At 62.3% G+C, this 25,758-nt stretch carries 22 protein-coding genes; 15 read left to right on the forward strand and 7 right to left on the reverse strand.

The window, feature by feature from the left end; genetic code table 11:
* Positions 1-437: 437 nt before the first annotated feature.
* From AC07Y9_RS11135 to AC07Y9_RS11175, 9 genes are all read left to right on the forward strand, one after another.
* The gene (locus AC07Y9_RS11135; protein WP_007928840.1) at positions 438-1,001 is read left to right on the forward strand and encodes a fimbrial protein; all 564 of its coding nucleotides are present in this window, start codon (positions 438-440) and stop codon (positions 999-1,001) included.
* A 24-nt stretch (positions 1,002-1,025) separates the two neighbouring features.
* Positions 1,026-1,793 (forward strand): fimbrial biogenesis chaperone, encoded by a 768-nt coding sequence (locus tag AC07Y9_RS11140; protein ID WP_102679241.1) that lies wholly within the window; start codon positions 1,026-1,028, stop codon positions 1,791-1,793.
* Positions 1,794-1,962: 169 nt separating this feature from the next.
* Positions 1,963-4,533 carry a fimbria/pilus outer membrane usher protein gene (locus AC07Y9_RS11145; RefSeq protein WP_102679240.1) on the forward strand — a complete coding sequence of 857 codons (2,571 nt, stop codon included), beginning with the start codon at positions 1,963-1,965 and terminating at the stop codon, positions 4,531-4,533.
* On the forward strand, positions 4,533-5,312 hold the full coding sequence (locus AC07Y9_RS11150) for a fimbrial biogenesis chaperone (RefSeq protein WP_102679239.1): 780 nt from the start codon (positions 4,533-4,535) through the stop codon (positions 5,310-5,312). The genes AC07Y9_RS11145 and AC07Y9_RS11150 overlap by 1 nt, the downstream gene beginning before the upstream one ends.
* Before the next feature lie 79 nt (positions 5,313-5,391).
* Positions 5,392-7,077: a ShlB/FhaC/HecB family hemolysin secretion/activation protein gene (locus AC07Y9_RS11155; RefSeq protein ID WP_102679238.1), complete on the forward strand. Its 1,686-nt coding sequence runs from the start codon at positions 5,392-5,394 to the stop codon at positions 7,075-7,077.
* A gap of 74 nt (positions 7,078-7,151) precedes the next feature.
* Positions 7,152-10,187: a two-partner secretion domain-containing protein gene (locus AC07Y9_RS11160; RefSeq protein ID WP_102679237.1), complete on the forward strand. Its 3,036-nt coding sequence runs from the start codon at positions 7,152-7,154 to the stop codon at positions 10,185-10,187.
* A gap of 123 nt (positions 10,188-10,310) precedes the next feature.
* Positions 10,311-11,546 carry a fimbrial protein gene (locus AC07Y9_RS11165; RefSeq protein ID WP_256580901.1) on the forward strand — a complete coding sequence of 412 codons (1,236 nt, stop codon included), beginning with the start codon at positions 10,311-10,313 and terminating at the stop codon, positions 11,544-11,546.
* A gap of 94 nt (positions 11,547-11,640) precedes the next feature.
* Positions 11,641-12,570 carry a LysR substrate-binding domain-containing protein gene (locus tag AC07Y9_RS11170; protein WP_102679236.1) on the forward strand — a complete coding sequence of 310 codons (930 nt, stop codon included), beginning with the start codon at positions 11,641-11,643 and terminating at the stop codon, positions 12,568-12,570.
* 93 nt (positions 12,571-12,663) lie between these two features.
* Positions 12,664-13,026 (forward strand): 5-carboxymethyl-2-hydroxymuconate Delta-isomerase, encoded by a 363-nt coding sequence (locus AC07Y9_RS11175; protein WP_007928850.1) that lies wholly within the window; start codon positions 12,664-12,666, stop codon positions 13,024-13,026.
* 24 nt (positions 13,027-13,050) lie between these two features.
* Here the strand turns inward: AC07Y9_RS11175 and AC07Y9_RS11180 are convergent, their stop codons facing one another.
* The 5 genes from AC07Y9_RS11180 to AC07Y9_RS11200 all read right to left on the reverse strand — a co-directional run bounded on the left by AC07Y9_RS11180 (position 13,051) and on the right by AC07Y9_RS11200 (position 17,752).
* Entirely contained in the window at positions 13,051-13,989 is a 939-nt protein-coding gene (locus AC07Y9_RS11180; protein WP_102679235.1) for a LysR family transcriptional regulator, read from the reverse strand.
* Between the two features lie 184 nt (positions 13,990-14,173).
* Positions 14,174-15,085, reverse strand: coding sequence for a DMT family transporter (locus tag AC07Y9_RS11185; protein ID WP_102679234.1), 912 nt, complete (start codon positions 15,083-15,085; stop codon positions 14,174-14,176).
* A gap of 16 nt (positions 15,086-15,101) precedes the next feature.
* A complete protein-coding gene (locus AC07Y9_RS11190; protein ID WP_102679233.1) occupies positions 15,102-16,286 on the reverse strand; it encodes a cyanate transporter in 1,185 nt (394 codons plus the stop codon).
* A 261-nt stretch (positions 16,287-16,547) separates the two neighbouring features.
* Entirely contained in the window at positions 16,548-17,018 is a 471-nt protein-coding gene (gene cynS, locus AC07Y9_RS11195) for a cyanase (protein ID WP_009042607.1), read from the reverse strand.
* A 74-nt stretch (positions 17,019-17,092) separates the two neighbouring features.
* Positions 17,093-17,752, reverse strand: coding sequence for a carbonic anhydrase (locus AC07Y9_RS11200; RefSeq protein WP_007926930.1), 660 nt, complete (start codon positions 17,750-17,752; stop codon positions 17,093-17,095).
* 123 nt (positions 17,753-17,875) lie between these two features.
* On the opposite strand from AC07Y9_RS11200, the gene cynR reads away from it, so the two are divergent.
* Positions 17,876-18,790, forward strand: coding sequence for a transcriptional regulator CynR (gene cynR, locus AC07Y9_RS11205; RefSeq protein WP_102679232.1), 915 nt, complete (start codon positions 17,876-17,878; stop codon positions 18,788-18,790).
* Here the strand turns inward: cynR and AC07Y9_RS11210 are convergent.
* The gene (locus AC07Y9_RS11210) at positions 18,763-19,545 is read right to left on the reverse strand and encodes a transporter substrate-binding domain-containing protein (protein WP_102679231.1); all 783 of its coding nucleotides are present in this window, start codon (positions 19,543-19,545) and stop codon (positions 18,763-18,765) included. The genes cynR and AC07Y9_RS11210 overlap by 28 nt on opposite strands.
* 261 nt (positions 19,546-19,806) lie before the next feature.
* On the opposite strand from AC07Y9_RS11210, the gene AC07Y9_RS11215 reads away from it, so the two are divergent.
* The 5 genes from AC07Y9_RS11215 to AC07Y9_RS11235 all read left to right on the forward strand — a co-directional run bounded on the left by AC07Y9_RS11215 (position 19,807) and on the right by AC07Y9_RS11235 (position 24,831).
* Positions 19,807-21,456: a phosphoethanolamine transferase gene (locus tag AC07Y9_RS11215; RefSeq protein WP_102679230.1), complete on the forward strand. Its 1,650-nt coding sequence runs from the start codon at positions 19,807-19,809 to the stop codon at positions 21,454-21,456.
* Positions 21,457-21,540: 84 nt separating this feature from the next.
* Positions 21,541-22,224: a class I SAM-dependent methyltransferase gene (locus AC07Y9_RS11220; protein WP_102679229.1), complete on the forward strand. Its 684-nt coding sequence runs from the start codon at positions 21,541-21,543 to the stop codon at positions 22,222-22,224.
* Between the two features lie 123 nt (positions 22,225-22,347).
* Complete coding sequence (gene rnd, locus AC07Y9_RS11225) at positions 22,348-23,481, forward strand: ribonuclease D (protein WP_007926916.1); 1,134 nt, start codon at positions 22,348-22,350, stop codon at positions 23,479-23,481.
* The gene (locus tag AC07Y9_RS11230) at positions 23,478-23,771 is read left to right on the forward strand and encodes a YcgL domain-containing protein (RefSeq protein ID WP_102679228.1); all 294 of its coding nucleotides are present in this window, start codon (positions 23,478-23,480) and stop codon (positions 23,769-23,771) included. Before rnd ends, AC07Y9_RS11230 begins: the two co-directional genes overlap by 4 nt.
* A 127-nt stretch (positions 23,772-23,898) precedes the next feature.
* A complete protein-coding gene (locus AC07Y9_RS11235) occupies positions 23,899-24,831 on the forward strand; it encodes a D-2-hydroxyacid dehydrogenase (RefSeq protein WP_097134527.1) in 933 nt (310 codons plus the stop codon).
* Between the two features lie 127 nt (positions 24,832-24,958).
* Here AC07Y9_RS11235 and AC07Y9_RS11240 read toward each other — a convergent pair whose 3' ends face one another.
* Positions 24,959-25,552: a nitroreductase family protein gene (locus AC07Y9_RS11240; protein ID WP_102679227.1), complete on the reverse strand. Its 594-nt coding sequence runs from the start codon at positions 25,550-25,552 to the stop codon at positions 24,959-24,961.
* Between the last annotated feature and the right edge of the window lie 206 nt (positions 25,553-25,758).

The raw sequence follows: 25,758 nt of genomic DNA on the forward strand, positions 1-25,758 counted from the left end.
CCTTTTGTCGGCGCTCACTGCGCAGGCCGGCGGGGTAGACTCCTTTCATTTTTATTGAGTAGCTAGTTAGCCTGGCTCAGGCTACTGCGATGCGAGCACTTGGCAGAGTTCAGCTGAACGCAACGCGTTGAAGAAGTACACAGTCTTGTCTCATAAGTAAAGACGAAATCAATGGACGGTTTATTAAGATATTTCTGATGGGTGCTTCGGCCGTCTCTCAATTCAAATTCGAAGGTTGATCGGTAAGCTACGGCTTCCTTTGGGCGTCCTTCATGGGCAGCCAAGGAAGCTTGCTATTGTTGTCGACCAATCGACTTAGACTTTGAATGAGAGAGGCTAGGGATGCTATGGCTGGCGTGATTTGGTCATGGCTGAACCGGAAGGACGATCAAATAGATCGCACTTCTTTTGCCGATCAACGTGAACAAGGAAATCACATGAAACGAACATCTTTACTATCCCTGGCAACTTCCAGCTTGATGCTTGCCGCACTTGTTCCTTCGTTATCTCATGCCACTGATGGCGTGGTTAACTTCTCTGGCAGCATTACTGACGTGACTTGCAATATCAACGGCAAGGCCCCGGGTGAAGACAACGTCACCAACGTGGAGCTGGGGCGTATCTCTCCTTCGATCTTCAAGGCCATTGGCGATGCTTCTCCGTTCAAGGGCTTCCAATTGGTGCTGTCCGGTGCGGATTGTTCCAATGGAACCAAGGTCGTCGTTGATTTTGACCAGGTGGGCAACGTCGACGCGGCGACCGGAAACCTCAAGCTGATCGGCGCCGCGCCTGCTACCGGCGTGCAGATTCAGGTGTACAACGACAATGTCGCTGCTGGCACGAAAGTCCCACTCGGTATGTCGGAGGCCACGCCACAGGTCGCCACCGTTGCAGGCAACACGGCAACCCTGAAGTTCAAGGCGAACTATGTCGCGACCGCTGCTAGCGTTGGCGCGGGTTCGGGTAACTCCTTCGTTCGATACACCCTGTCGTATAAGTAAAGGCCAGCGCCCGAGGAGTGGGTCATGACGCCGAAAGCGCGTATTTTTTCTTCTTTCGTTCTCGGCGTCATGTTCTTGGGCGTATGTTCTGGAATCGTGCAGGCGTCGGTAGTCATCCAGGGCACTCGGCTGGTTTATCCGTCGGATGCTCGTGAAGTTACTATAAAAATGAACAATACCGGTGCCTCTGCTGCATTGGCCCAAAGTTGGATTGATGATGGCGATTCAACTAAAGGCCCCGAGGAAATAAAGGTTCCATTTTTGCTGTCCCCTGCGGTGATCCGTCTGGATCCGGGTAGTTCGGCTTCACTGCGTGTTTCCTATACGGGTGAAAAACTTGCAGAAGATCGGGAGTCCTTGTTCTGGCTCAATGTGCTGGAAACGCCTCCGCGCAAGGAAGTCGATGAAAATGTCTTGCAATTTACTTTCAGAACTCGAATCAAAGTGTTCTTTAGACCCAAGAACTTGAAGTCGGATGTGGACTTGGTGGCGAACAAGCTCGATTGGCAATTCAAGCAAGCCAGTCATTCGGATGGAAAAGGCAAAGTCGGACATCGCCTGGGGATTCAGGTAAGCAACCCGACGGCGTATTACGTTTCTTTCGGCAAGGTCGAAGTTGCTCTGGATGGGCGACGGATTGCAGTTAAAGATGAAATGATCGCGCCTTTCAGTAGTGGTTTTTTTTCATTGCCCGAACAGGCTCCTCAGGCTTATCGAAAAGCCTCTGTTCATTACGAGGTCATTAATGACTTCGGTGGGCGGCGCGTACTTGAAAAACCGTTGTCCCTGTAACTTTTCTCACCCTGCAGTTCTGTCATTTCTATGACCTGGCTGCATGCCGGTATCGAATATGTTGAACGTCCAGCGTAGTTATCTGGTTGTTTTTGCTTGTGCGTTAGTTTCGTACGGTTTGAGCTCAGGTCGGTTTTTTCTATGTCTTGTTTCTACGGCGGCTATTGTCATGACGACTGAAACATGGGCTGAAACTTCCACTGCCGAGCCCGCGGGGCAGGGCGTGGTATTCGATTCGCAGATGTTGTTTCAGACCGAAGGTGCCCCCATCGATACCAGCCGCTTTGAGCGCCAGGGCTTTCTCATTCCGGGCAATTACCGTATCGACCTGCTGGTAAATGGTCAGTGGCGTGCCACGCAGAACATCGAGTTTCGCGACACGCATGGGCCGCAAGGCGGCCAGCCTTGTTATGAGCGTTCGTTGCTGGTCCGCGCTGGTATCGATCTGGACAAGGCGGCTTCGGCGCAACCTTCCGCAGAAAGCATGCCGGAGGGCACCTATTGCGCCGACCTGGCTCGCTACATTCCGGGTCTCACCACGAAAATCGATCTCAAGGAGCTGACGATCGATCTTTCGGTCCCACAATATTTCCTGCAGAAGAACCTGTCGAAAACCTACGTCGATCCGGCCAATTGGGATCATGGCGTTTCCGCGGGGCTACTCAACTACAACACTAACCTGTTCAGCGTGCAAAACAGCGGCCGCACCATGACCAATGGTTATGCCGGGCTGAACATGGGGGTCAATGCCGGCTCGGTGCGCTTGCGGCATAACGGCACCCTGACCTGGTCGCCGCAAACGGGTGGCCATTATCAGCGCGGGCAAGTTTATGCCCAGACCGAGCTGCCAGGCTGGCGCTCGCAGCTGCTGGTGGGAGAGAGCGCCACCGATGCGGATCTGTTCGACTCGGTGTCGTTCCGTGGTGTGCAGTTGTCCAGTGACGATCGGATGCTTCCTGACACTGATCGTTATTACGCACCTGTGGTGCGCGGTACAGCCAGTTCGAACGCCAAGGTGTCGGTCTATCAGCGCGGTTATCTGATCTCCGAAACCTCGGTGGCGCCAGGGCCATTCGAGATCAGCGATCTGCAGGCCGCCAGCTTCGGTGGCGACCTGAGCGTCACCGTGACCGAGGCTAACGGGAAGAGCAGCAGCTTCATCGTGCCCTTTGCCACGACTGTTCAGTTACTGCGTCCTGGAAATTCCCGATATGGCTTCACCGCCGGCCAGATCATCGATCCTGGACTGCGTGGCAATAACCAGTATGTGCTGCAAGGGACAGCCCAGCACGGTCTGGATAACGACATTACCGGATACATCGGCAGTGCTGTCACAGGCAGTTATATGTCGGTGCTGATGGGGAGTGCGCTCAATACCGATGTGGGGGGCTTTGCTTTCGATGTGACCCAGGCCAAAACCAACGTGCCCAGAAGGGGCCGTCTGAAGGGGACGAGCCTGCGTCTGTCCTATAGCAAGAACCTGCCCAATAGCGGTACCAACTTCTCGTTACTGGCTTATCGCTACTCGACCCGTGGTTATTTGGGGCTGCATGACGCGGTCGCGTTGCAGGACTTCGTCGAGAGCGGCGAACGGGTGGAAGCCTTCTCCCGAATGCGTGACCGGCTGGATGTGAATATCAGTCAGCAGTTGAAGGCCACTGGCGGGCATTTCTATGCCAGTGGTTCGGCGCTCAATTACTGGAACAGACAAGGCAAGGCCCTGAGCTTTTCCACGGGTTACAGCAATCAGTGGCGGGGCAATAGCTATTCCTTCGCCGTACAGCGCACGCTGGGACAGAACCGGTATTCAGGGCGTCGGGCAGTCAGTAGCAATACGACCTTGAGTTTGACCCTTACGATCCCGCTGGGCCGTGAGACCCGGGGCGCAACGGTGCTCAACAACTTCGTCAGTCACGACCAGAGCACGGGAACTCATCTGACCAGCGGCGTTTCCGGGACAGTGGACGACGCGGGCAAAGCATCCTATGCCGTGTCCGTTTCCCGCGATGACAAGCAACGGGAAACCAGCCACAACGCCAGTCTCAATTATTCCTTGCCCCAGGTGGCCTTGAGTTCCAGTTTTTCCCAGGGCAGCGATTACCGCCAGGGCTCCATCGGCGCGTCCGGCGGCATGATCCTGCACCCCGGCGGCCTGACGTTTGCCCAGACCCTGAGCGAGACCAGCGGCCTGGTCTACGCGCCTCATGCCAAGGGCGCAGGTGTCGGCTACAGCGGCGCGCGGGTGAATGGCAGCGGTTACGCGGTGGTGCCCAGCCTGACGCCTTTCCAGCTCAATACCGTGGATATCGACCCGCAGGGCATGCCCGACGACGTCGAGCTGCTGGTCAGTTCGCGCAACACCGCGCCGGTGGCGGGAGCCGTGGTGATGCTGTCTTACCCGACCCGCAAGGCGCGCTCTTTCCTGATCAACAGCCTGCAACCCAATGGCGCGCTCCTGCCGTTTGCCGCGATCGCGACCGACGCCGAGAGCGGGGTGGAAATGGGCGCGGTCGGACAGGGCAGTCGCCTGGTGCTGCGCAGCGAAAAGGACCAGGGTTCGATCCGCGTCGAATGGGGTGATCAGCCTGGGCAGCAATGCCTGATCGACTACCGCTTGTCCAAACGCGATGCAGCGTCTGCCAAGGCGGCTGAGGCGAAGGGCTATGAGGTGTTCGACCTGCCATGCCGACCGCTGCCTCCCGACACTGCCGGCGCGCCCGCTCAGGCGAGGAACGGCTGATGCGACAGGCAGGCGGCTGGTGCTGCCCCTCGGCCATGGCTCGGCGAATCTGTGAGGGCCTGATGGCGGCCTGGCTGCTGATGTCGCTTTGCGCCGACGTCCAGGCGGCGCTGGCCATTACCGGTACACGCTTCATTTACCCGGGCAATACCCCGGCGTTGACGGTCAGGGTCGGCAACACCGGCGATGCGCCGATCCTCCTGCAAGCCTGGCTGGACCGGGGGGATACGCGCGCCGACCCGAGTCGTCTGACGGTGCCGTTCGTACTGTCGCCGCCTATTTCACGGCTTGACCCGCAACAGCGTAGCGCCCTGGTGGTGCGTTACACCGGCGAACCCTTGCCCGGCGATCGCGAGTCGGTGTTCTGGATCAACTTCCTTGAAGTGCCACCGGTGACGACCAGCGACAGCAATGTGCTGCGCCTGGCCTATCGCATGCGCATGAAGCTGCTGTACCGCCCTTCGGGCCTTGCCGGCAAGGCGGACGAGGCAATCGGGCAAGTGGTCTGGAGCCTCGACAAGGCACCCGGAGCGGACGGGCAGATGGCGTTGCTGGCCACCAGCCGGGCGCCTTACTACGTGTCCATCCCGCAGTTGGAACTGGGCAGCGGGGCTCAATCGATCAGTTGGCAGGGGATCACGCTCGAGCCTTTCGGCACGACACGTATCGCCCTGCCCGCAACAAAAAAGGCAGCCGTCGTCAATGCGACGGTCGTTCGTTACCAGGTGGCGATAGACAGCGGGGAGACGCTGAGTGGAAGTGCGCGGTTACAACAGTAGTTTTGCGATGGACAGATTCGCGGCGAGTGCGTCGTCATGCGGTTGCGGTCGAGCGCCCGAGGGTGCGCGACCGGTGGGCATGAGTCTGGGGCGGCGTGGGTCGTGTTTCGTGCTGGCGGCGCTGCTGCCCCTGGCGGTGCCCGATATCGCCTTGGCCTTGCAGGTACCTAACGCCGGTCAGGCGATGCGTGACATCGAGTCGGTCCAGCCGGTCCAGCCAGTCCCTTCGGAGCTGGAGTTGGATCTGCCCAAGGCCGAGACACCCACCGCGCCAACAGCCCCGGACACCTCTGGGATCCGGGTGCAGGTCCAGGCGTTTGCCATCGAGGGCAACCAGGTTTTCGCCACCGAGCGCCTGCAGCCGCTGCTGGCCGACCTGCAGGGCCAGGAGCTGGACCTGAACGGTTTGCGCGCAGCCGCGCAGCGTATTACCGACTACTACCAGAAGCGGGGTTATGTACTGGCCCGCGCTTTCCTGCCGCCCCAGGACATTGAAAACGGCCTGGTGCGGATCGCCGTGGTGGAGGGGCGTTACGGACGCATCGAAGTGCAGAACCGTTCGCGCGCCCTGGATCAGGTGGTGCATGCGCCGTTGTCGGCGCTGAACAGCGGCGAGGCGGTATACGACGCGGACCTGGAGCGCAGCCTCTTGCTGTTGAGCGACCTGCCCGGGGTCCAGGCCCGCGGCACCTTGCGTCCTGGCCAGGAGTACGGGACCACCGACCTGGTGATCGACGCCGAGCCCGGGCCGCTGCTGAACGGCACCCTGGAGGCGGACAACTTCGGTGGCTACTACACCGGCGAATACCGCCTGGGCGGCAGCCTCAACCTCAACAACCCCTTGCGCCTCGGCGACCAGCTCAGCCTGCGGGCGATGCGCAGCGACGAGTCGCAGCGTTATTACCGTGCGGCCTACCAGTTACCGGTCGGTCCCTGGTCGACCCGCGTCGGCGGTGCGTACTCGCAAATGAGCTACCACGTGGGCCGGGACTTCGAGGTCCTCGACTACCACGGTACCGCCAGCTTCCGCAGTCTCTTCGTCGCCCAGCCGCTGGTGCGCAGCCGCACCTTCGACCTCACTGCGCAACTGCAATACGAAGACAAACGACTGCGCGACGACATCGACCTCTACGAGGACAGCAACCGCAAACGGATCGGCCTGTGGACCCTGAGCCTCAATGGCAACGGCCAGGATCGCGTTTTCGGGGGAGGCCAGAACTTCTTCGATCTGTCCTACGGCAGCGGACGCCTGCGTTTCGGCGATCGCGAGAAAGAGGTCGGGGACAGGCGTACCGCGGGTACTTCGGGCGGGTTCGCCAAGCTCAATCTCAATGCTGCGCGCCTGCAGCGCCTGAGCGACCGCTTCCAGCTCTATACCCGGCTGAGTGCGCAATGGACCAACAGCAACCTGGACAGCTCGGAAAAGCTCGGCCTTGGCGGTCCCTACGGTGTGCGTGGCTATCCATTGGGTGCCGGCAGCGGCGACCAGGGCTGGCAGGCCAGTACCGAACTGCGCTACGCCCTGGCCCCACGCTGGCAGCTCAGCGCTTTCGCCGACACGGGCACGGTCAAGGTCAACCGCCAACCCTGGACCTCCGAAAACAATACCCGCCGGATCACGGCGACTGGTATCGGTGCCAGCTGGGCGGGGCCTTCGCAGCAAGTCAACCTGACGCTCGCCTGGCCGCTGCATGACAACGGCAAGACCCGGGACAAGCCGGAGCGCCGCCCCCAGGTCTGGATGAACGCGACGCAATATTTCTAGTACCTGCTCGTAGCAGGAGTGGTGTCGTTCTGCAAATGGTTTGCAGAACGTTCTTTAGTGAAGAGGGCGTTACCGTGAACAAAATGTATGCACTGGTTTGGAACCAGGCCCTGGCATGCTGGAATGTGGCTCATGAAGGGGCACGTCGCCGGCGCAAGTCGGGTGCGCGCAAGGGGATGGTCGTGGCGGCTGTCAGCCTGCTGGGAGCGGGCGCCATGTCCTCGGCATTCGCCCTGCCGACGGGGGGAACCGTGGTGCACGGTACCGGCGATATTCTGATCTTCGACAATAACAAGGAAATGTCGATCAACCAGCATACCGACAAGCTGATCACCAACTGGAACGACTTCAGCGTCGCAAAGGGCGAGAGGGTTACCTTCAACCAGCCCGGTAAAAGCTCGGTTGCGCTGAACCGCGTCATCGGAACCAATGCCAGTAACATCCAGGGCCGGATCAATGCCAATGGCCAGGTATTCCTGGTCAACCCCAACGGCGTAGTGTTCGGCCAGGGCGCCCAGGTCAACGTGGGTGGTCTGGTGGCTTCGACCCGAAGCATCAGCGACGATGACTTCAAGGCCGGCAAATACAATTTCTCGGGCAACTCGTCGGCGGAGATCATCAACAACGGCGACATCATTGCCGACCAGGGCGGCAACGTGGCGCTGCTGGGGACCAACGTTCGCAACGATGGGGTGATCCAGGCGCAAATGGGCCGGGTGGTACTGGGCGCGGGGGACAAGTTCACCGTGAACTTCGACGGCAACAACCTGCTCAACCTGCAAGTCGATGGTGCCGCAGTGGATGCCCTGGTGAAAAACGGTGGCCTGCTCAAGGCTGACGGCGGCCAGGTGCTGATGACCGCCAAGAGTGCCGGCGACATGTTGCGGACCGTGGTCAACAACCAGGGCACCATCGAGGCCAATACCCTGCGTGGCACAGCCGGCAAGATAACCCTCGATGGCGGCGATATGGGCAAGGTGCTGGTGGGCGGGGCGATGACCGCCAGTGCCATCGGCGCCGTGGGTAATGGCGGTGTGATCGAGACCAAAGGCGCGAATACCGAGGTGCAACTGGCGACCCGGGTCAATACCCAGGCCAGCAACGGCCAGACCGGCAGCTGGAAGATCACCTCACGCGAGGTCAAGGTCAATCCGACAGCGGCATCGGGCAGCGACACCGCCTACGCCGATACCTTGTCGAACAACCTGGCGACCACCAACATCGAACTGGCCAGCAGTGCCGGCGATGTGGTGGTGGGTGGTCCCGTCACCTGGAACAGTGGCAATCAGTTGAAGCTGTCTTCCAAGCGCGACATCGAGGTCAATGGCGGACTGGCCGGCACCGGTATCAAGGCCCGGGTCGAGATGAATGCCGATAAAGCCATCCGGCTCAACGGCAACGTGACCCTCAGTGGGGCCAATGCCAGCCTTGGGATGAACCATGGCAGCGGCTATGCCCTGGGGCAGGACGCGAAGGTCACTCTGTCCGGTACCGGGGCCTCGTTCGATTCGAACGGCGCGCTTTACGATGTCATTCAAAACACCGCCCAGTTGCAGGCGGTCAATAACAACCTCAATGGCTTGTATGTCCTGGGGACCGACATCAAGGGTTACGGCAACTTCAAGTCCATTGGCGGCAATGGCACCTTCTCTGGCGTCTTCGATGGCCTGGGCAATACCGTCAGCGGTTTCACGGTGACCAATACCGGGCCTATGGTTGGCCTGTTCGCCGGCAACTCGGGCAGTATCAGTAACCTGAAGCTGGCCAACATGACCGTCAATGGCACTACCTCCGGAGTGGGCTTCAGCTATATCGGCGGCCTGGTGGGGGTGAACACCGGGACCCTGACCAACGTCAGCGCCACTGGCCTGCGCGTCAACGCCAACGCCTCGAATACCAACGTCGTGGGTGGCCTGGTCGGGCTCAATGCTGGCGGTGCGATCGATCGCGCGTCGGTGGGGGGCAACTCCTACGTGAATGGCAACAGCTATACCACGTCGGTGGGTGGCCTGGTCGGTGAAAACGTTTCAGGGGGTGCGGGTTCCGCGAGCATTACCAACAGTTTGGCGAATGTTGCCATCGGCGGGTACCTGGCGCGCAACTTCGCTGGTGGTGCGGGCGGTCTGGTCGGTACCAACAGGGGCGGTTATATCGCCGACTCTTCCAGCAGCGGTTCAGTCGGTACCTACTCGTGCAGTTATGTGGGCACGAATATAGGCGGACTGATCGGTTACAACCAGGCAGGCACGGTCGAGCGGTCCAGCTCCTCGGCAACGGTGCAGGGTCACAGCGCCAGTAACATTGGCGGCCTGATCGGGTTCAACACCAACAGTGCGGTCAGGGAGTCCAGCTTCAGCGGTAAGGTCAACGGCTACGGCAGTGCCTCGGCAGGCGGGCTGATCGGTTACAACCAGAACAGCACGCTGAACGACGTCAAGACCAGCGGTACGGTCTACGACACTTCGGGCACCAATGTCGGTGGCCTGGTCGGCCAGAACTTCTACGGCAAAATAGACACCGCCGAGGCCTTGGCCAATGTCACCGCGGGCGCCAACAGCAATACCGGCGGGCTGATCGGCAGTAACTACGGCGGTACCGTCAGCCACGTCGTGGCTCGCGGCAAGGTCGTGGCAGGCAGCAACAGCAATGTCGGCGGGCTGATCGGCAACAATGACGGTGACCTGAGTTCGGTCGAAGCCAGTGGTGAAGTCCGGGCCGGGAGCAACAGCTTCGTGGGTGGCCTGGTGGGTACCAACGGTCGCACCCTGGGCTCGACTATCGAAACCGCTACGGCCAAGGGCACTGTCTACGGTGATCGGGACAGTAACATCGGTGGGTTGGTGGGGCAGAACCATGGCCAGATCTCCAACTCCCTGGCCCTGGGCTCGGTGAGCGGCGGTTACTACACGAGGCTCGGTGGCCTGGTGGGGCTGAACATGGGCAAAGTTCGTCAATCGGTGGCCAGTGGCAAGATCAACGCCAATTACCCGAGCTACCAGACTTACGGCGGCCTGGTCGGCGTCAACTATGGCGAGATGAAATACAACTCGGCACTGGGCGAGGCTGCCCAGGTACCACTTTCCGGCATGAATCTGGGAACCATCCAGTAACCCTTGGCACCACCCGCTGATACCCAGGTATCGCGGGTTCCCGATACGCCATGCCGCGGCATGGCGTATCGGTTTTTCAGGATTCATCACCTCTTTCAGGATGACCCGCGATGCGGGTCTTCCATGAGCAACGAAACCCGGTCGGCCAACACGGCCGGGCTCAAGCAGAGCATGGAGAATGGCCCCATGACCCATCTATTGGCGTTGAGGCCCGCCGGCCACGTACGTCGGTTCTACCGCAGTGCCCAGGTACTGGCTTGTCTGCTCCCGGGCTTGATCGGCGCGACGGCCCAGGCCGCCTTGGTGGAGAGCCAGGCGATCGACTGCTCGTTCAGTAACGGTGCCGGCCGGCCCTGGGTGGAAGTGACGCCGTTGACCAGCACCACGCCGGTAGGCTCCGTCCTGTGGCAACGACCGGTGGCCCTGATCACCAACTACCGATATGGCGGGGCTACGGGTAACAAGGCCCATGAGCTGGTCTCTGCCGGATACTGGACCGCGGGTACGCCGCTGCCCGACGCCATCGCCCCGACCAACATCGACGGTATCGGTTTCAAGATCGCGGTGAACTCCTCCGACGGCGTCCTCAGGAATATCACCCAGGTGTCCAAGCCCGTAGCGCTGGAAAAGAACCAGGTTATCTATGACCCCGGCGCAGGCCAGAACCAGCGTTCGCTGATGGTGACCAACTATCTGCAATCGCTGATCCTCACGGTGCCCCCCAGCCAGTTGCCCAGCGGCGAGCTGGTGATCGACCGTGTCGCCGGCAGCTCGGGGCTGATGCTGTATGCGGTCGACCTGCTCAAGGGTGTGGCCAGCCTGGGAGGGGAGGTCACCATTCCGAACGACAACATGCCCATCGGCATCTGCCGCAAACCCTACTCCTTGATGGGCCCCGCCATCATCAATATGGGCGGGGGAGGCGGGATCACCGTTCCCAACACCTGTGTGGTGGAGTCGTACAGGACCATACCGGTGAAGCTCGGGCGTTTCTCCCTGGCCAATTTTCCCAAGGTGGGTTCGACTTCGTCGCCGGTACCGTTTCGCATCGAGCTGAGCCAGTGCGCATTGAATGCCAGGCCGCAGATCACCTTCACCGACAAAGTTGCCGCTCATACCGACCCGTCGGTGCTCAACCTGGCGGCTTCGCCCAACAGCGCCAAGGGCTTCGGCATCATCATGATCAACGACCTGAACGGGCAGCGGGTCAAATACGACGGCACCCGCTACGACATGCAACGGGTGGGCGACAGCGCGATCATCCCGCTGCGGGCCGGCTACATCCGCACCGGCAGCGATGCCGAGGTCAAGGTCGGCGATGCCGATGGCGCGGCGGAGTTCACCTTTACCTTCCCCTGAGTCATTCAGGGTTGAACCAAGCCCCTTCGATGGCGATAGACGCCGTTGCGGGGCCTTTCTACACTGGGCTCCGACCTGGGGATGGAGCACGCGGATGAATCGCAACGAACTGCGCAAGGCCGATATCAACCTGATGGTGGTGTTCGAAACCCTGATGCTCGAGCGCAATGTGACCCGGGCGGCGGAGAAGCTGTTTCTCGGCCAGCCGACCATCAGTTCGGCGCTCAATCGCTTGCGCGCGATCTTCAACGATCCGCTGTTCATTCGCGTGGGCCACAGGATGGAGCCGACCGCCCGCGCCGAAGAGCTGATCCAGCACCTGTCGCCGGCGCTGGATGCCTTGTCCTCGGCCCTGAGCCTGACCCACGATTTCGATCCCGCCAGCAGCACCATGACCTTTCGCATCGGCTTGTCCGACGACGTCGAGTTCGGCCTGTTGCCGCCGCTGCTGCGAACCTTGCGCCAGGAAGCGCCGAAGGTGGTGTTCGTGGTGCAGCACGCGGACTACTGGCGGATCCCGGACCTGCTGGCCGCCGGCGACATCACCGTGGGCATCAGCCAGACCCGTGGGCTGCCGGCCAATGCCAAGCGCAAGCTGCTGCGACATATCCAGCCCAGCGTGTTGCGCGCCGATGCCAGCGACACGCCACTGACTCTCGACGAATACTGTTCCCGTCCGCATGTGCTGGTGTCGCACACGGCCAATGTCAGCGGCTTTGCCGATGAATGGCTGGCCGAGATCGGCCGACAGCGCCATGTGGTGTTGTCGGTGCCGCAGTACAGTTCGCTGCCGGCGTTGCTGGCGGGGACCGACATGATCGCCAGCCTGCCGGACTACACGGCGGTGGCCATGGCGGCGTCGGGGCAGTTGTTCCAGGAGCCGTTTCCGTTCAAGACCCCGACCCTGGACCTGTCCATGGTCTGGCTCAGCCATGTCGACACCGACCCGGCCGAACGCTGGCTGCGTTCGCGGCTGGAGGCGTTCATGAGCGACCGCGACCTGGCGCCGCTCAAGGCGCGTTGAATCTCTTATCCCTTGGTAGAGGACTCAGGCAGGCGGTCGCGGGGCGTGTAGTATGGAGCGCCTTTTCACCCCCACCTTTCAGGGAGCTCCGCCATGCCTCATCTGCATATGGAATACACCGCCAACCTGCCGCAACTGGATGCCGACAAGGCCTTGCTGCGGTTCAACAACGCATTGGTGGCGTCCGGGCAGTTCGCTGAATACGACATCAAGAGCCGCGCGCGCAAGGTCGAGACGTTTCGCGTCGGCACCGGCCTCGGCGAGCGGGCGTTCGTGCATGTGAAGCTGTCGTTGCTCAGCGGGCGTTCGCCAGAGATCAAGAAGCAGCTTTCGCAAAGCCTGCTGGCGGTGCTGCAGGAACTCTGTGAATGGCCGGCTGGCGTCGAGTTGCAATTGGCGGTGGAGATTCTGGATATCGACCGCGAGTCCTACGGCAAGCTCAGCATCGGTCACTGAGCCGGAATGCCGCAGGGCCTGAATCTACAATAGGCCCTGCTGCGCGCAGACCTTGACCACCTGCTCGCGGAACCAGGTGTTGGCGCTGTCCTGGTCGGTGTGGGCGCTCCATTGCATGTCCAGGGTAAAGCCCGGCAGGCCGTTGGGCGCTTCGCAATGGCTGAACACCGCGTCGTTGGTCAGCAGTGCCTGGATGCGCCGCGGCAGGGTCAGGATGAAGTCGGTGCCGGTGATCATTTTCAGCGCCGCGCTGTAGCTGTTGGAGCGCGCGACGATCTGCCGCCGGTGGGCCTGGCGGGCCAGCCAGCCATCGACCATGTTGGTGGTCGAGGTCCAGGGCGTGGGGTAGACGTGCCGGCGCTCGACGAACGACTGCAGGCTGAAACGCGGCTCCAGCGGCGGCGTCGCGCGCTTGTCGAAGACACACACCAGGTCATCCTCGAGCAGCACCTGCGACTTGAGGTCGGGGTGGTTGTGGTGAAAGTTCGGACCGAAGCAGATCACCAGGTCCAGGCTGCCGTCGCGCAGTTCCTCGGCGGGGATATCGGTTTCCAGCTTGTGCACGTTGACCGTCACCGGCAGGTCGGCGAAGTCGAAGCCCTTGAGCAGCCGCGGCAGGATCAGCAGTTCGAAATATTCCGGCGCGCAGACATTGAAGGTGACGGCCTGGCGGGTCGGGTCGAAAGCCTGGACCCCGGAATGGCACAGGTTGATGCTCTCGAGAATCTTCAGCACATGGCTGTACATGGTGCTGGCTTTGTAGGTCGGACGCATGCCGGTGCGGGTATTGATGAACAGCTCGTCCTCGAAGCCGGTGCGCAGTTTTTTCAGGCAGTAACTGACGGTCGACTGACTCACGCACAGGGTTTCCGAGACCCCGGTCACGCTGCTTTGCTCGTACACGGCGACGAACACCATCAGGTCCTGCATATCGAGCTTTCTAAGCAAGTTACTGTTCAGCATCAGTTCCGTCTCGTTGAGCACCTCGCGCGGTCGTGCGCAAACCTGCCTGATGCTAACGGAACGATCGTCCTAATTGAATCCTTGCCCCGGGGTTTCACGGATAGCGAAGGGACAATTAATTCCGAGAACACGACCTGTGCGGTGTGGCGCGGCGCGTAGCGGCTTGTCCCTTGGTGTTGCGCCTTCAACCGGGCATCGGGACTGGCCGGCGGCTGCCGAGGATCAGGGCGAGCATGCCCAGGCCCACCAGCAGCGCGCCGAGCAGCTCGCCCGGCAAGGGATGCCGGCCCAGCACGAACCAGTGGAAGAGGGTGATGAACAGGGTGCTCAGGTAGATGTAGGAAATGACCGTGGCCGGTGCGATCACCCCGATGGCCCGGTGCAGCAGCCAAAAAGTCGCCAGGGTGGCGAACAAGGCCAGGTACAGCAGCCACAGGCCGTCGTCGAGGGTCAACAGCATGGCGCTGCGCCAACCACCGCCCGGCAGGCAGAAGGCGAACAGGAACAGCGCGCCGAACAGCATGTTCCAGAAGGTCATGGCGGCCGGGCCGCGATCTTTTAGGCTGGTGGCTTTGAGCCGTTGGCTCAGCGGCGAATAACAGGCCATGGCCAGGCAACCGACCCCATACACGCCGACCGCGTAGAGCGACGGCATGCCCTCGGGGCCCGAGCCCCTGAAGGTCAGCAGCGTGGCCCCGGCGGCCGCCAGCAGCATCGGCAACAGGCGGTTTTTTGCTGGGTTGTCGCTCAGCAGGAGGCCCTCGAACAGCAGGGTCAGCAGCGGTACCAGGGCGAACAGGATGCCGGTATTGACCGCCGAGGTATGCCGCAGCGCCTCGAACAGCGAAGCGAAATAGATCGCCAGCAACAGGCCCAGCATCCCATGTGCCCGCAGCCCGGCGCGGTTGATCCGGAACGCGCCGTTGAGCCACAGCGCCGGCACGAACATCAAGGCCGACAGCAGCAGGCGCAGGCCGGTCAGCAGGAGCGGGTCGATGGCCTGGCTGACCCGGGCCGCGGCAAAAAACGAGGCGGCGATCAGCACCGCCCACAGCAGCATGCCGAGATGGGCGTTGAGCAAGCTGGCGGGTTTCATGAGCGCGTTCCCCGGGTCATTGGAAATGGCGATGGTAGTGCCGCGGATCGAAGCGCAGGACCATCAGGATCATCAGCGCCATGACCGCGGTCAGCGACCACCAGGCCCACTCGAAACTGCCCAGGCGGTCGCGGATGATCCCGGCGAGCAGCGGCGACAGGCCGGCGATCAGGTAGCCGATGCCTTGCACGAAGGCCGTCAGGCCACCGGCACGCCGCGGATGGTCCAGATGGTCGAGGGACACGATCAGGCTCATGGGAAACAACCCGCCGATACCCAGGCCGAGCAGGCACGGCCAGAGCAGGCTCAGGTGCCGAGGGCTGAGGATCAGCCCGCAGAAGCCGCTGATAATCAGCACCAGCAAGGCCACCAGCACCCGGCGACGGTCCTGGCTGCGGTTGGCGATGGCCGGCGTCACCAGGCCCGAGATCACCTCCATGGCGGTGAGAAATCCCAGCAGCAGGCCGGCGTCCTGTTCGCTCCAGCCCTGTTCCACGTAATAGGGGGCCAGCCACGCCAGGACGCAGGTGTAGGACGCCGTGCCCAGGCCGAAGAAGATCGCCAGCAGCCAGGCGCGACGGTTGCCGGCAAAAGATTCGTGGTGCGTCGCGGCGCCAGGCAGTTTCGGCATGGCCGCCCGTTGCGCGTACCAGAACAGCAGCGCCAGGACCGCCAGCGCCGCCCAGATCGCCAGGCCCAGCCGCCAACTGCCGGTGCGGCTCATCACCAGCGGGGCAAAGGACGCCGCGACCGCCGCTCCCCCCATGATCGAGGTGACGTACAGGCCCATGAACAGCGAGACATTGTCAGGAAAGCGCGACTTGATCAGCGCCGGCATCAGCGACTGGATCAGGGCGATGCCGAGGCCGGCGAGCACGGCGCTGAGGATCAGTTCGGCGGCCGAATCGAGGAACAGCCGCGACAGGGTGGCCAGGCCAATGACCAGCAGCGAAATCACCACGCTGCGGTGGTCGCCCAGGCGCTGGCCGATGCGCACGCCGAAGAACATCGCCAGGCCCATGGCCATGACTGGCAGCATGGTCAGCAGCGCGGCGCCGCTGAAACTCAGGGCGATATCGCCACGAATCCCGGACAACAAGGGGCCGACGGCGGCCATCGACGGCCGCAGGTTCAAGGCCACCAGCGTCACGCTGAGCATCAGCCAGAAGACGGGGCGGGTTGTCGCGCGAACGTTTTCCATAACCAGACCTTGAACAATTCAGGCGCTGATTAGGCGGGGAGGGGCGTGGCCGGAGCAAATCAGAAAGTGTGCAGGACTATCTAGAAATCAAATAACACCTGTAGCCGCTGCCGCAGGCTGCGCTGGGCTGCGAAGCAGCCCCCCAAACCTGCGCACGCGGTCTGCCGGAAGCACCACGTTGCCCGGGCCAGTCCTGCGACCTGGGTCGCAGCCTGCGGCAGCGGCTACAGAGGCCCGCGACGGTGCGCGGGCCTCGGGCGATCAGAACGGCTTGGTCGGCAGGTACTTGCCATCCAGGGTGATCACCGCGCGGGAACCGCCCTCCGGGTCTTCGACTTTCTTGATGTCGAGCTTGAAGTTGATGGCGCTGATGATGCCGTCGCCGAACTGCTCGTGGACCAGTGCCTTGAGGGTCGAACCGTAGACCTGGAGCATTTCATAGAAGCGGTACACGGTCGGGTCGGTGGGGATGCCGCCGGGGATGCTGCCGCGCGACGGGATGCTTTGCAGCAGGCGGCTGGCGTCCTGGTCCAGGTCGAGCTTGCTGCAGACCAGGTCGGCGGCCGCGGCCGGCAAGGCATGCTGGCCGAGCAGGGCGGCGGTGACGAACGCCAGGCTCAGGCCGGTGCCGTCGGTGAGCTGTTGCCACGACAGGTTCTTACGCGCCTTGGCGTCGATGATGGTGTCGGCCAGGGCCAGGCGTGGGGCTTGGGCGAATTGGGATTGCAGCATGTCGAGTTCCTCGTTGGGATGGTGAAACGGTTGTTGAACGAGTCGTTGAAAAAGGGTCGTTGAAAAGAGAGCGTTCAAGCCGCGTGCCGCGGTTTGCCGACCAAGGCGCAGGCGTCGGGGTGTTCTGCCAGGGACACGAAGCCCTGGCTTGGGCCATCCAGCGCGGCAATGGCGCCGCTGGCGATGTCGTAGACCCAGCCGTGCAGGTTCAGCCGGCCCTGTTCCAGGGCCAGGGCGACCGCGGGATGGGTCTTCAGGTTAGCCAACTGGGCGATCACGTTTTCCCGCACCAGGGCATCCAGGCGGGCTTCGTCCGAGGCATGGCTGCGGGCGGCATTGACCACCTTGGCCGACTCGGCATGGCGCAGCCAGTTGGCCACCGCCGGCAGATGGTCCAGGCATTTGCAGGTGGAGATGGCGGTCATGGCGCCGCAGTCCGAATGCCCGCAGATCACGATGTCGCTGACTCCGAGCACGGCCACCGCGTACTCCACCGTGGCCGACACACCGCCCGGTTCCGGCCCGTAGGAGGGCACGATATTGCCGGCGTTGCGGATCACGAATAGATCGCCTGGCTCCTGCTGGGTCAGCAGTTCCGGCACTACCCGGCTGTCGGAGCAGGTGACGAACAGGGTGCCGGGGTTCTGGGTGGTGGCCAGTTGCTTGAACAGCTCGCTGCGTTTCGGGAAGGCTTCGCGCTGGAACTTGAGAAAGCCGTCGATGATGTGCCGCATGGTGGTTCTCCTTGCATCGCTGATGGCGCAAGGATGGGAAATTTCAGCTATAGCGTCCAAGACTGGCTTGTTATGCTGGCCATAAGTACTGCCTATAGTTGGCGGTCCTGGCCTGGAGACACCATGCTGCTACGTCATATCCGTTACCTGCTGGCCGTCGCCGAGCACGGCAACTTCACCCGCGCCGCCGAAGCTTTGCACGTGTCCCAGCCGACGCTGTCGCAACAGATCAGGCAACTGGAGGACAGCCTCGGCGCGCCGCTGTTCGACCGCTCGGGGCGCACCGTGCGCCTGACCGACGCCGGCGAGGCCTATGTGCGTTATGCGCGGCTGGCCCTGCAGGACCTGGAGGCCGCCAGGCGCGCCATGCATGACGTGCAGGATCTGCGGCGCGGCTCGTTGCGCCTGGGCATGACCCCGACGTTCATCACTTACCTGGCGGGGCCGCTGCTGACCCGTTTCAACCAGCGGTATCCGGGGATCGCCCTGAGCCTCGAAGAGATGACCCAGGACCGACTGGAAGCGGCCCTGGCCGAAGACCGACTGGACCTGGGCATTGCCTTTGCCGGGCAGCACCTGCCGGACATCGACAGCCAGCTGTTGTTCGAGGAGAGCCTGAGCCTGATGGTCAGCCGCGAGCAGCAGCCCGAGCTACCGCGGGAACTGACGGCGGCCGAGCTGGAGCGGCAGCCGCTGGTGCTGCTCAGCGGCGATTTCGCCACCCGCCAGCATATCGACCGTTATTGCCGCGAGCAGGGCATGACGCCGCGCATCGCCATCGAAGCCAACTCCATCGGCGCCATTGTCGAAATCGTTCGCCGCGGACAACTGGCGACCATCCTGCCGCTGGCCATCACCCAGGAGCAGCCGGGCCTGAGGCCGGTGATCCTGCAACCGCCCCTGGCGCCCCGCAGCGTGGCGCTGCTGGGGCGCAAGGGCGCTTATCGCAGCGCCGCGTGCCAGGCTTTTCGCGAGCTGCTGATGACTGCTTTTCGCGAGCGGCTGACGGCTCAGGGCGTGGGCGCCGCCAGCCACTGATTGACCACGCCGCTGTAGAAACCGGTGGCCTTGCTCAGGTGCAGCCACTGGTCGACGTAGCTTTTCCAGGCGACATCGTCCCGTGGCAACAGGAAGGCTTTTTCACTGTATTGCAGGTACTGCTCGGGGTTCACCGCGCACAGCCCCGGCTTGAGTTTCTGCTGGAAGCGCGCTTCGGAAGCGTCGGTGATCATCACGTCGGCCTTGTTCTCCAGCAGTTGCTCGAAGATGGTCACGTTGTCGGCGAACAGGGTCAGGCTGGCCTTGGGCAGGTGGGCCCGGGCGAAGATTTCGTTGGTGCCTCCCGGCGGTTCGATCAGGCGCACCGAAGGCTGGTTGATCTGCTCGACGGTCTGGTAGCGCTGCTTGTCGGCGCAACGCACCAGGGGGATTTTCCCGTCGACGCCCAGGGTGTCGCTGAAGAAGGCTTTCTTCTGCCGCTCCAGGGACACGGAAATACCGCCCACGGCGATGTCGCACTGATTCGCCAGGAAGTCCGGCATCAGGGTTTTCCAGGTGGTCTTCACCCACTTCACCTCGATCCCCAGGCTTTGCGCCAGGGACTGCGCCATCGAAATGTCGATGCCTTCATAGGCACCGTCCGCGCGCAGGTAGGTGTAAGGCTTGTAGTCGCCGGTGGTGCAGACGTTCAGGTGTCCGCGTTCGATGACCTGATCCAGGTGCGAGGTGCTTGGCGCGGCAAAGGCCGGGGCGCCGAGGGTCAGCAGCGAGCAGAGCAGAAGGCGTGCTTTCATGCGGTCGATCCTTGATGACGAGGGAGTGGCCGAGGGCGGCTCATTATTTGCGCCCGACCCGAATGGGGCAAGGCGCATCGCTCGCCAGTGCGCGCGGGTCGTTTTCACCGAAAAAAGTTTTGGCAAAGGGCTATCCAACTATTTGTTGGCTTCTTTTTCACGAAACGTTGATGGTCGGCTACCTAAAGTTCGTGCTGTCGTGGGCGGTCATTGAATAACAGGCCTGACGACGCACTTCTTTCAAGGAACAAGTCGATCGTCATGCTAAACATCAAACCCCTGCGTCCCGAATGGGTGACGTTGATTGCCTGCGCCTTTTTATTGCTTGGCTGCAACTTTGTGCTCTGGCAGCACCTGTTTAGCATTACCGCCTCGGACACCCGCGGCATTGCCATGCGCGTGGCTTTCGGGGTGATGATCTTCTGTGCCTTCAACCTAATCCTGACCTGGCTGGCGTTTCGCCGGATACTTAAGCCGGTGCTGGTTTTATTGTTTATGGTCAGTGCCGGCGTGGCTTATTTCATGAGCCAGTACGGAGTGCTGATAGATGCCGGAATGTTTCGCAACTTCGCCGAAACCAATGCAACGGAAGTGCGTGACTTACTCTCCCTGAAGTTGCTTGCTTATATTCTGTTCCTGGGTCTATTGCCTTCCTGGTTATTGTGGAAAGCCCCGATCAATTATCGTCGCTGGCACCGCGAGTTATTGAGCAAGTTGCTGGTATCCGTTATGTGCGCGGCGGCCATTGGCGGGGTAGCCCTGGCCAACTATCAGGGGCTGGCCTCGCTGTTTCGCAATCACCATGAATTGCGCCTGATGATAGTGCCGAGCAACTACGTGGGCGCTTCCATCGGCTACCTGCGTGAGCAAGTGGTTTCGGCGCGCCAGCCCTTCGTCAAGATTGGGGAAGATGCCCAGCGCAATCCGACCTGGCAAAACCATGCGCGCAAGTCGCTGACGGTGCTGGTGGTCGGCGAAAGTGCCCGGGCCGAGAACTTCGGCGTGCTGGGCTACGAGCGCGACACCACGCCGAAACTCAGCCAGGAAAACGGCCTGATCGCCTTTACCGATGTGTCGTCCTGCGGCACCGAGACCGCGGTCTCGGTGCCCTGCATGTTCTCCAACATGGGGCGCAAGAACTACGACGCCAGCAAGGCGAAGAACGAGGAAGGGCTGCTGGACGTGCTCAAGCGCGCCGGGCTCGAGGTGATCTGGCGGGACAACCAGTCCGGTTGCAAGGGCACCTGCGACCGGGTGACCCTCGACGACGTCAGCAAACTCAAGGACCCGGCGCTCTGTGCCAACAGCGAATGCCGCGACGAGATCCTGCTCCAGGGCCTGCAGCACTTCATCGATACCCTGGACAAGGACACCGTGCTGGTCCTGCACCAGATGGGCAGCCACGGGCCGGAATACTTCAAGCGCTACCCCAAGCAATACGAGCGCTTCACCCCGGTGTGCCAGAGCAACGCCCTGAACAATTGCAGCCGCGAGAGCATCGTCAACGGCTACGACAATACGCTGCTGTACACCGACCATGTGCTGGCGACCCTGATCGACCTGTTGCGCAGCAACCAGGACAAGGTCGATACCGCCATGCTCTATCTGTCAGACCACGGCGAGTCCCTGGGCGAATACAACCTGTTCCTGCATGGCACGCCCTACATGCTCGCGCCGTCGCAGCAGAAACATGTGGCGATGCTGGCCTGGTTCTCGGACAGCTATCAGAAGGCCTTCTCGGTGGACACCCATTGCCTGCAACTGAGCCGGGAAAAACCGCTGAGCCAGGACAACCTGTTCCACTCGATGCTCGGTCTGCTGGAGGTCGACAGCCGGGTCTACCAGCCCGACCTGGACCTGTTCGCCGGCTGCCGGGGCAGCGTGGTCGACGGCGTGCTGGCGCGGCAATGAAGCCTTGATCGGCGTTCGACCTTTTTTTCACGATCGGGGCGGTAACCTGTTTTTCATCCAAGACTTACAAGAGCCAGTAGATCCATGTCCGCGCACCCTCCATCCCCCCTCGAGCTCGAGTTCGCCAGGCGTTATGACCAGGCGCACGCGCGCGTCTGTGGCGACGAGCGCCCGCTCGGGTTGGGGCGGCGCCTGTCGTTGTGGCGCGACGAGTGGCTGGTTCGCCGCGCGTTGAAGGTGGCGGGCGAGCCGGGGCTGATTCTCGATCTTGCGTGCGGCGCAGGGCGCTTCTGGCCGGTTCTGGGCGAGCACAGTAATCGGGTGATCCTGGCGGCGGACCCGTCCCAGGACATGCTCAACCACGCCCAGACCCATCACCCGGCGAGCCTGCTCAGGCGGGTCAGGACTTTCCAGAGTTCGTCGTTCAGCATCGGCCTGTCGGCCAACGCGGTGGACTGCATCGTCTGCCTGCAACTGTTCCCCCATGTCGCCAGCAGCGAGGCGCGCCTGGCGTTGCTGGGCGAATTCCATCGGGTCAGTCGCGACTCGGTGATCCTCGCGGTGCGCATCGACAGTCGCTTGAAAGTCATGCGCGACCGGCTGGAGGGCAACGACACCCTGCAATTGCAGCGTGCTCCACGCATGGACGTCAGCCGGGCGCGAGTCGAGACCGAGTTCAAGGACGCTGGGTTCGAAGTGCTCAGCCACCAGGATTTCATTCCCGGTTGCGCCGCCTGGCGGGTTTACGTCCTGCGCAAACAGGGGTAGCCGACGGCGTTCGGACTATTCTTGTGGCCCGGGCGCCGATTTCGCGCAGGCTCTTGTCGAGTGAATGCTCAGAAATCGCCGAGGGCGATATATACTGCGCGCCATTCTTCAAGGGAGAGCCGTGTGGCCATCGATATTCACTGGATTCGCGACAACGATAGCCTCGGTCAATTCTGCACCGAGTGGCAGAAGCTGCCATTCGTCGCCCTCGACACCGAATTCATGCGGGTCGACACCTTCTATCCGATCGCCGGCCTGTTGCAGGTCGGCGATGGCCAGCGCGCTTACCTCATCGACCCCTTGACCATCGACGACTGGCAGCCGCTGGCGGCCTTGCTGGAGAACAGCGCGGTGGTCAAGGTGGTGCACGCCTGCAGCGAGGACCTCGAAGTCCTGCTGCGCCTGACCGGCAGCCTGCCGGCACCGTTGTTCGACACGCAACTGGCGGCCGCCTACCTGAACCTGGGTTTCTCCATGGGCTACTCGCGGCTGGTCCAGGAAGTGCTGGGCATCGAGTTGCCCAAGGGCGAGACCCGCTCCGACTGGCTGCAGCGTCCGCTGTCGGAAACCCAGGTCAGCTACGCCGCCGAAGACGCCGTGCACCTGGCCGAGGTGTTCACTCGGTTGCGGCCGAAACTGTCCGAGGACAAATACAACTGGGTGCTGGAAGACGGCGCCGAGCTGGTGGCCAACCTGCGCCGCGAAGTCGATCCCTATGAGGTCTACCGCGAGGCCAAGCTGGCCTGGAAACTGTCCCGTGCGCAACTGGCGGTGCTGCGTGAACTCTGCGCCTGGCGCGAGCGTGAGGCACGGGCACGGGACCTGCCGCGCAACCGGATCGTGCGCGAGCACTCGCTGTGGCCGTTGGCCAAGAGCCAGCCGGACAACCTCGGCGCCCTGGCGAAAATCGAAGACATGCACCCGCGCACCGTGCGTCAGGACGGCGAGTTCCTGCTGGGCCTGATCAAGCGTGCCGCCAGCGTCAGCCCCGACCAGTGGCCGCCGGCCGTCCCCGAGCCGTTGCCGATGGAAGCCTCGGCCCTGCTCAAGCGCCTGCGCGCCGTGGGCCAGGCCGAAGCCGAGCGCCTGGGCATCGCCCCGGAACTGATGCTGCGCAAGAAAACCCTGGAAAGCCTGCTCAAGAGCGGCTTCCCCAACGGACCCTACCAATTGCCCGATTCGCTGCGTGGCTGGCGCCGCGAATTGATGGGCCAGGCGCTGCTCGACAGCCTGGCCACCGCCGGAGAACAGCCATGAAACGTATCTGCTCGATCTACAAAAGCCCGCGCAAGAATGAGATGTACCTCTACGTGCTCAAGAGCGATGCCCTGGAGCGCGTGCCGGAAAACCTGCTGGCGGCGTTCGGCAAGCCGCAGCACGCCTTCGACCTGGTGCTGAGCCCGGAGCGCAAGCTGTCGCGCGAGGACATCCACCAGGTGCTGGAAAACCTTGAGAAGCAGGGTTACCACCTGCAGATGCCACCGACCGAGGACGAGTACATCGAGCACTTGCCCGAAGAGCTGCTGCGCCGTAATGATCCGGTCTGACGGACACCTGTAGATGCCCTGTCCGGGGCATCGTTGAAAATGGAACTGATTCTATCTGGCGGCTGCCGCGATCGATGGAGCGATACTCCGTCGGTGGCTGCCTGCACCGTTTTGTAAGGTTTGAACCATGCGCGTTCTGATTGCCGAACACGATCACGCTATTTATGCCCGTTTGTTGCGTCAGCTGGCACCTGACCTGGAAGTGCTCACCAGCGGCGATTCCGCCGAGCTGTCGAAGCTGGCCGCGGACTGCCCGGTCTGGCTCGGCCAGCCGGACCTGCTGGCCACCCTGTTGCGCCAGGGCCACCAGCCGCAGTGGCTGCAATCGACCTGGGCCGGCATCACGCCGCTGCTTGCCGATGGCCTGCCACGCCATTACCGGCTGACCCGCGCCGTGGGGATCTTCGGCCAGGTCATGGCCGAATACGTGCTCACCTACATGCTCGGTCACGAGCGCGAAGTCTTGGCGCGCCTGGTCAGCCAGGTCGAGCGCAAGTGGGATAACCGCACGGGCCAGAGCCTGGCCGGGCGCAAGGTGCTGATCGTCGGCGCGGGCGATATCGGCCAGAGCGTGGCGCAGTTCCTCTTGCCGTTCGGCGTCGAGCTGTACGGCATCGCCAGCGAAGCCCGGGAGCAGGCGCCGTTTATCGAAGTGGCGGCCTTGGCGGACCTGGGACGTTTGGTCGGTGAGGTGGATTATGTGGTCAACCTGCTGCCCAACACCCCGCACACCCATGACCTGTACGACGCGGCGCTGTTCAAGCGTTTCAAGCCGACCGGCCTGTTCATCAATGTCGGTCGCGGGGTCGCTGTGGTCGATGCGGATCTGGTGGAAGCCTTGAAGGAAGGGCATCTGGCGGGGGCGGTGATCGACGTCTGCCGCCAGGAACCGCTGCCGCAGCGTCATCCGTTCTGGACCGCCTGGGGCCTGTTGCTGACCGGTCACAGTTCGGCGCCGACCTCGCCGACCCTGATGGCGCAGCTGTTCATCGACAACCTGCGGGCCTATCAGGCCGACACGGCGTTGCGTGGCGAAGTGGATTTCACCCGGGGGTATTGAGGTGAAACACAGACTCTGTAGCCGCTGCCGAAGGCTGCGATAAGTCCGAAGGACTTCAGCGATCTCAAGATCCTGCGCCCACGTTGTGGGCGATCGCAGCCTGCGGCAGCGGCTACAGGTTGCTGGTTTACAGGCTGAAATCGCCTTCGGCCGCGGTTTCGCTCAGCGGGCGACGCGGGCTTGGCTCTTCGCGGGCCTGCAGGTATTCGGCGAGGCTCGCCTTGTCACCCAGCTTGCCGACGGCCACGGCGGCATGCAGGGCATAACCTTCTGGAATCTTCAGCTCCTTGCGGGTCAGCTCCTGGTCGAACCCGGCCATGCCGTGGGTGTGCCAGCCGCTGATGCTGGCTTGCAGGGCCAGGTGGCCCCAGGCCGAACCGGTATCGAAGGTGTGCCACAGGGCCGGGGTTTCCTCGCTGGCGCCAGGCGCGGTGAAGGTGGTTTTCGAGATCACGATCACCAGGGCCGAGGCGTGCTGCGCCCAGCCACGGTTGAACTCATTGAGCAGGCCGAGGAAGCGTTCCCAGTTCGGCGTGTCGCGGCGCGCATACAGGAAGCGCCACGGCTGCGAGTTGTAGGCCGACGGCGCCCAGCGCGCGGCTTCGAAGAAGCTCAGCAGGGTTTCCTCGGGAATGGCTTCGCCGGTGAAGGCGCGCGGCGACCAGCGCTCGGTGAACTGCGGGTGAATGGCGTACTCGGCAACGCGGGGATTGGTGCTCATGACAGAGATTCCTGGCTACGTTTGAGAATGAAAGGTGGATAAACCGGCGAGCGCAGTTGAACTGGGCAATGAGGTTTGTCCTGACCCTGGGGCGGTTCACCGGTGCGACGCGGTCGAGCGCTAATGGCACGCGGACGTGGGTCTTTGCGACAGGCAAAGCTACTGCGCCGCATGCCACCTGACAAGTAGTGCCTTACCGACAGTCG

It is taken from the genome of Pseudomonas sp. GW456-L12 (assembly GCF_059424045.1).

Excerpts from the sequence above, each read along its gene's own strand:
- AC07Y9_RS11135 (WP_007928840.1), top strand. The coding sequence starts at position 438 with ATGAAACGAACATCTTTACTATCCCTGGCAACTTCCAGCTTGATGCTT.
- AC07Y9_RS11140 (WP_102679241.1), top strand. The coding sequence starts at position 1,026 with ATGACGCCGAAAGCGCGTATTTTTTCTTCTTTCGTTCTCGGCGTCATG.
- AC07Y9_RS11145 (WP_102679240.1), top strand. The coding sequence starts at position 1,963 with ATGACGACTGAAACATGGGCTGAAACTTCCACTGCCGAGCCCGCGGGG.
- AC07Y9_RS11150 (WP_102679239.1), top strand. The coding sequence starts at position 4,533 with ATGCGACAGGCAGGCGGCTGGTGCTGCCCCTCGGCCATGGCTCGGCGA.
- AC07Y9_RS11155 (WP_102679238.1), top strand. The coding sequence starts at position 5,392 with ATGAGTCTGGGGCGGCGTGGGTCGTGTTTCGTGCTGGCGGCGCTGCTG.
- AC07Y9_RS11165 (WP_256580901.1), top strand. The coding sequence starts at position 10,311 with ATGAGCAACGAAACCCGGTCGGCCAACACGGCCGGGCTCAAGCAGAGC.
- AC07Y9_RS11170 (WP_102679236.1), top strand. The coding sequence starts at position 11,641 with ATGAATCGCAACGAACTGCGCAAGGCCGATATCAACCTGATGGTGGTG.
- AC07Y9_RS11175 (WP_007928850.1), top strand. The coding sequence starts at position 12,664 with ATGCCTCATCTGCATATGGAATACACCGCCAACCTGCCGCAACTGGAT.
- AC07Y9_RS11180 (WP_102679235.1), bottom strand. The coding sequence starts at position 13,989 with ATGCTGAACAGTAACTTGCTTAGAAAGCTCGATATGCAGGACCTGATG.
- AC07Y9_RS11185 (WP_102679234.1), bottom strand. The coding sequence starts at position 15,085 with ATGAAACCCGCCAGCTTGCTCAACGCCCATCTCGGCATGCTGCTGTGG.
- AC07Y9_RS11190 (WP_102679233.1), bottom strand. The coding sequence starts at position 16,286 with ATGGAAAACGTTCGCGCGACAACCCGCCCCGTCTTCTGGCTGATGCTC.
- cynS (WP_009042607.1), bottom strand. The coding sequence starts at position 17,018 with ATGCTGCAATCCCAATTCGCCCAAGCCCCACGCCTGGCCCTGGCCGAC.
- AC07Y9_RS11200 (WP_007926930.1), bottom strand. The coding sequence starts at position 17,752 with ATGCGGCACATCATCGACGGCTTTCTCAAGTTCCAGCGCGAAGCCTTC.
- cynR (WP_102679232.1), top strand. The coding sequence starts at position 17,876 with ATGCTGCTACGTCATATCCGTTACCTGCTGGCCGTCGCCGAGCACGGC.
- AC07Y9_RS11210 (WP_102679231.1), bottom strand. The coding sequence starts at position 19,545 with ATGAAAGCACGCCTTCTGCTCTGCTCGCTGCTGACCCTCGGCGCCCCG.
- AC07Y9_RS11215 (WP_102679230.1), top strand. The coding sequence starts at position 19,807 with ATGCTAAACATCAAACCCCTGCGTCCCGAATGGGTGACGTTGATTGCC.
- AC07Y9_RS11220 (WP_102679229.1), top strand. The coding sequence starts at position 21,541 with ATGTCCGCGCACCCTCCATCCCCCCTCGAGCTCGAGTTCGCCAGGCGT.
- AC07Y9_RS11230 (WP_102679228.1), top strand. The coding sequence starts at position 23,478 with ATGAAACGTATCTGCTCGATCTACAAAAGCCCGCGCAAGAATGAGATG.
- AC07Y9_RS11235 (WP_097134527.1), top strand. The coding sequence starts at position 23,899 with ATGCGCGTTCTGATTGCCGAACACGATCACGCTATTTATGCCCGTTTG.
- AC07Y9_RS11240 (WP_102679227.1), bottom strand. The coding sequence starts at position 25,552 with ATGAGCACCAATCCCCGCGTTGCCGAGTACGCCATTCACCCGCAGTTC.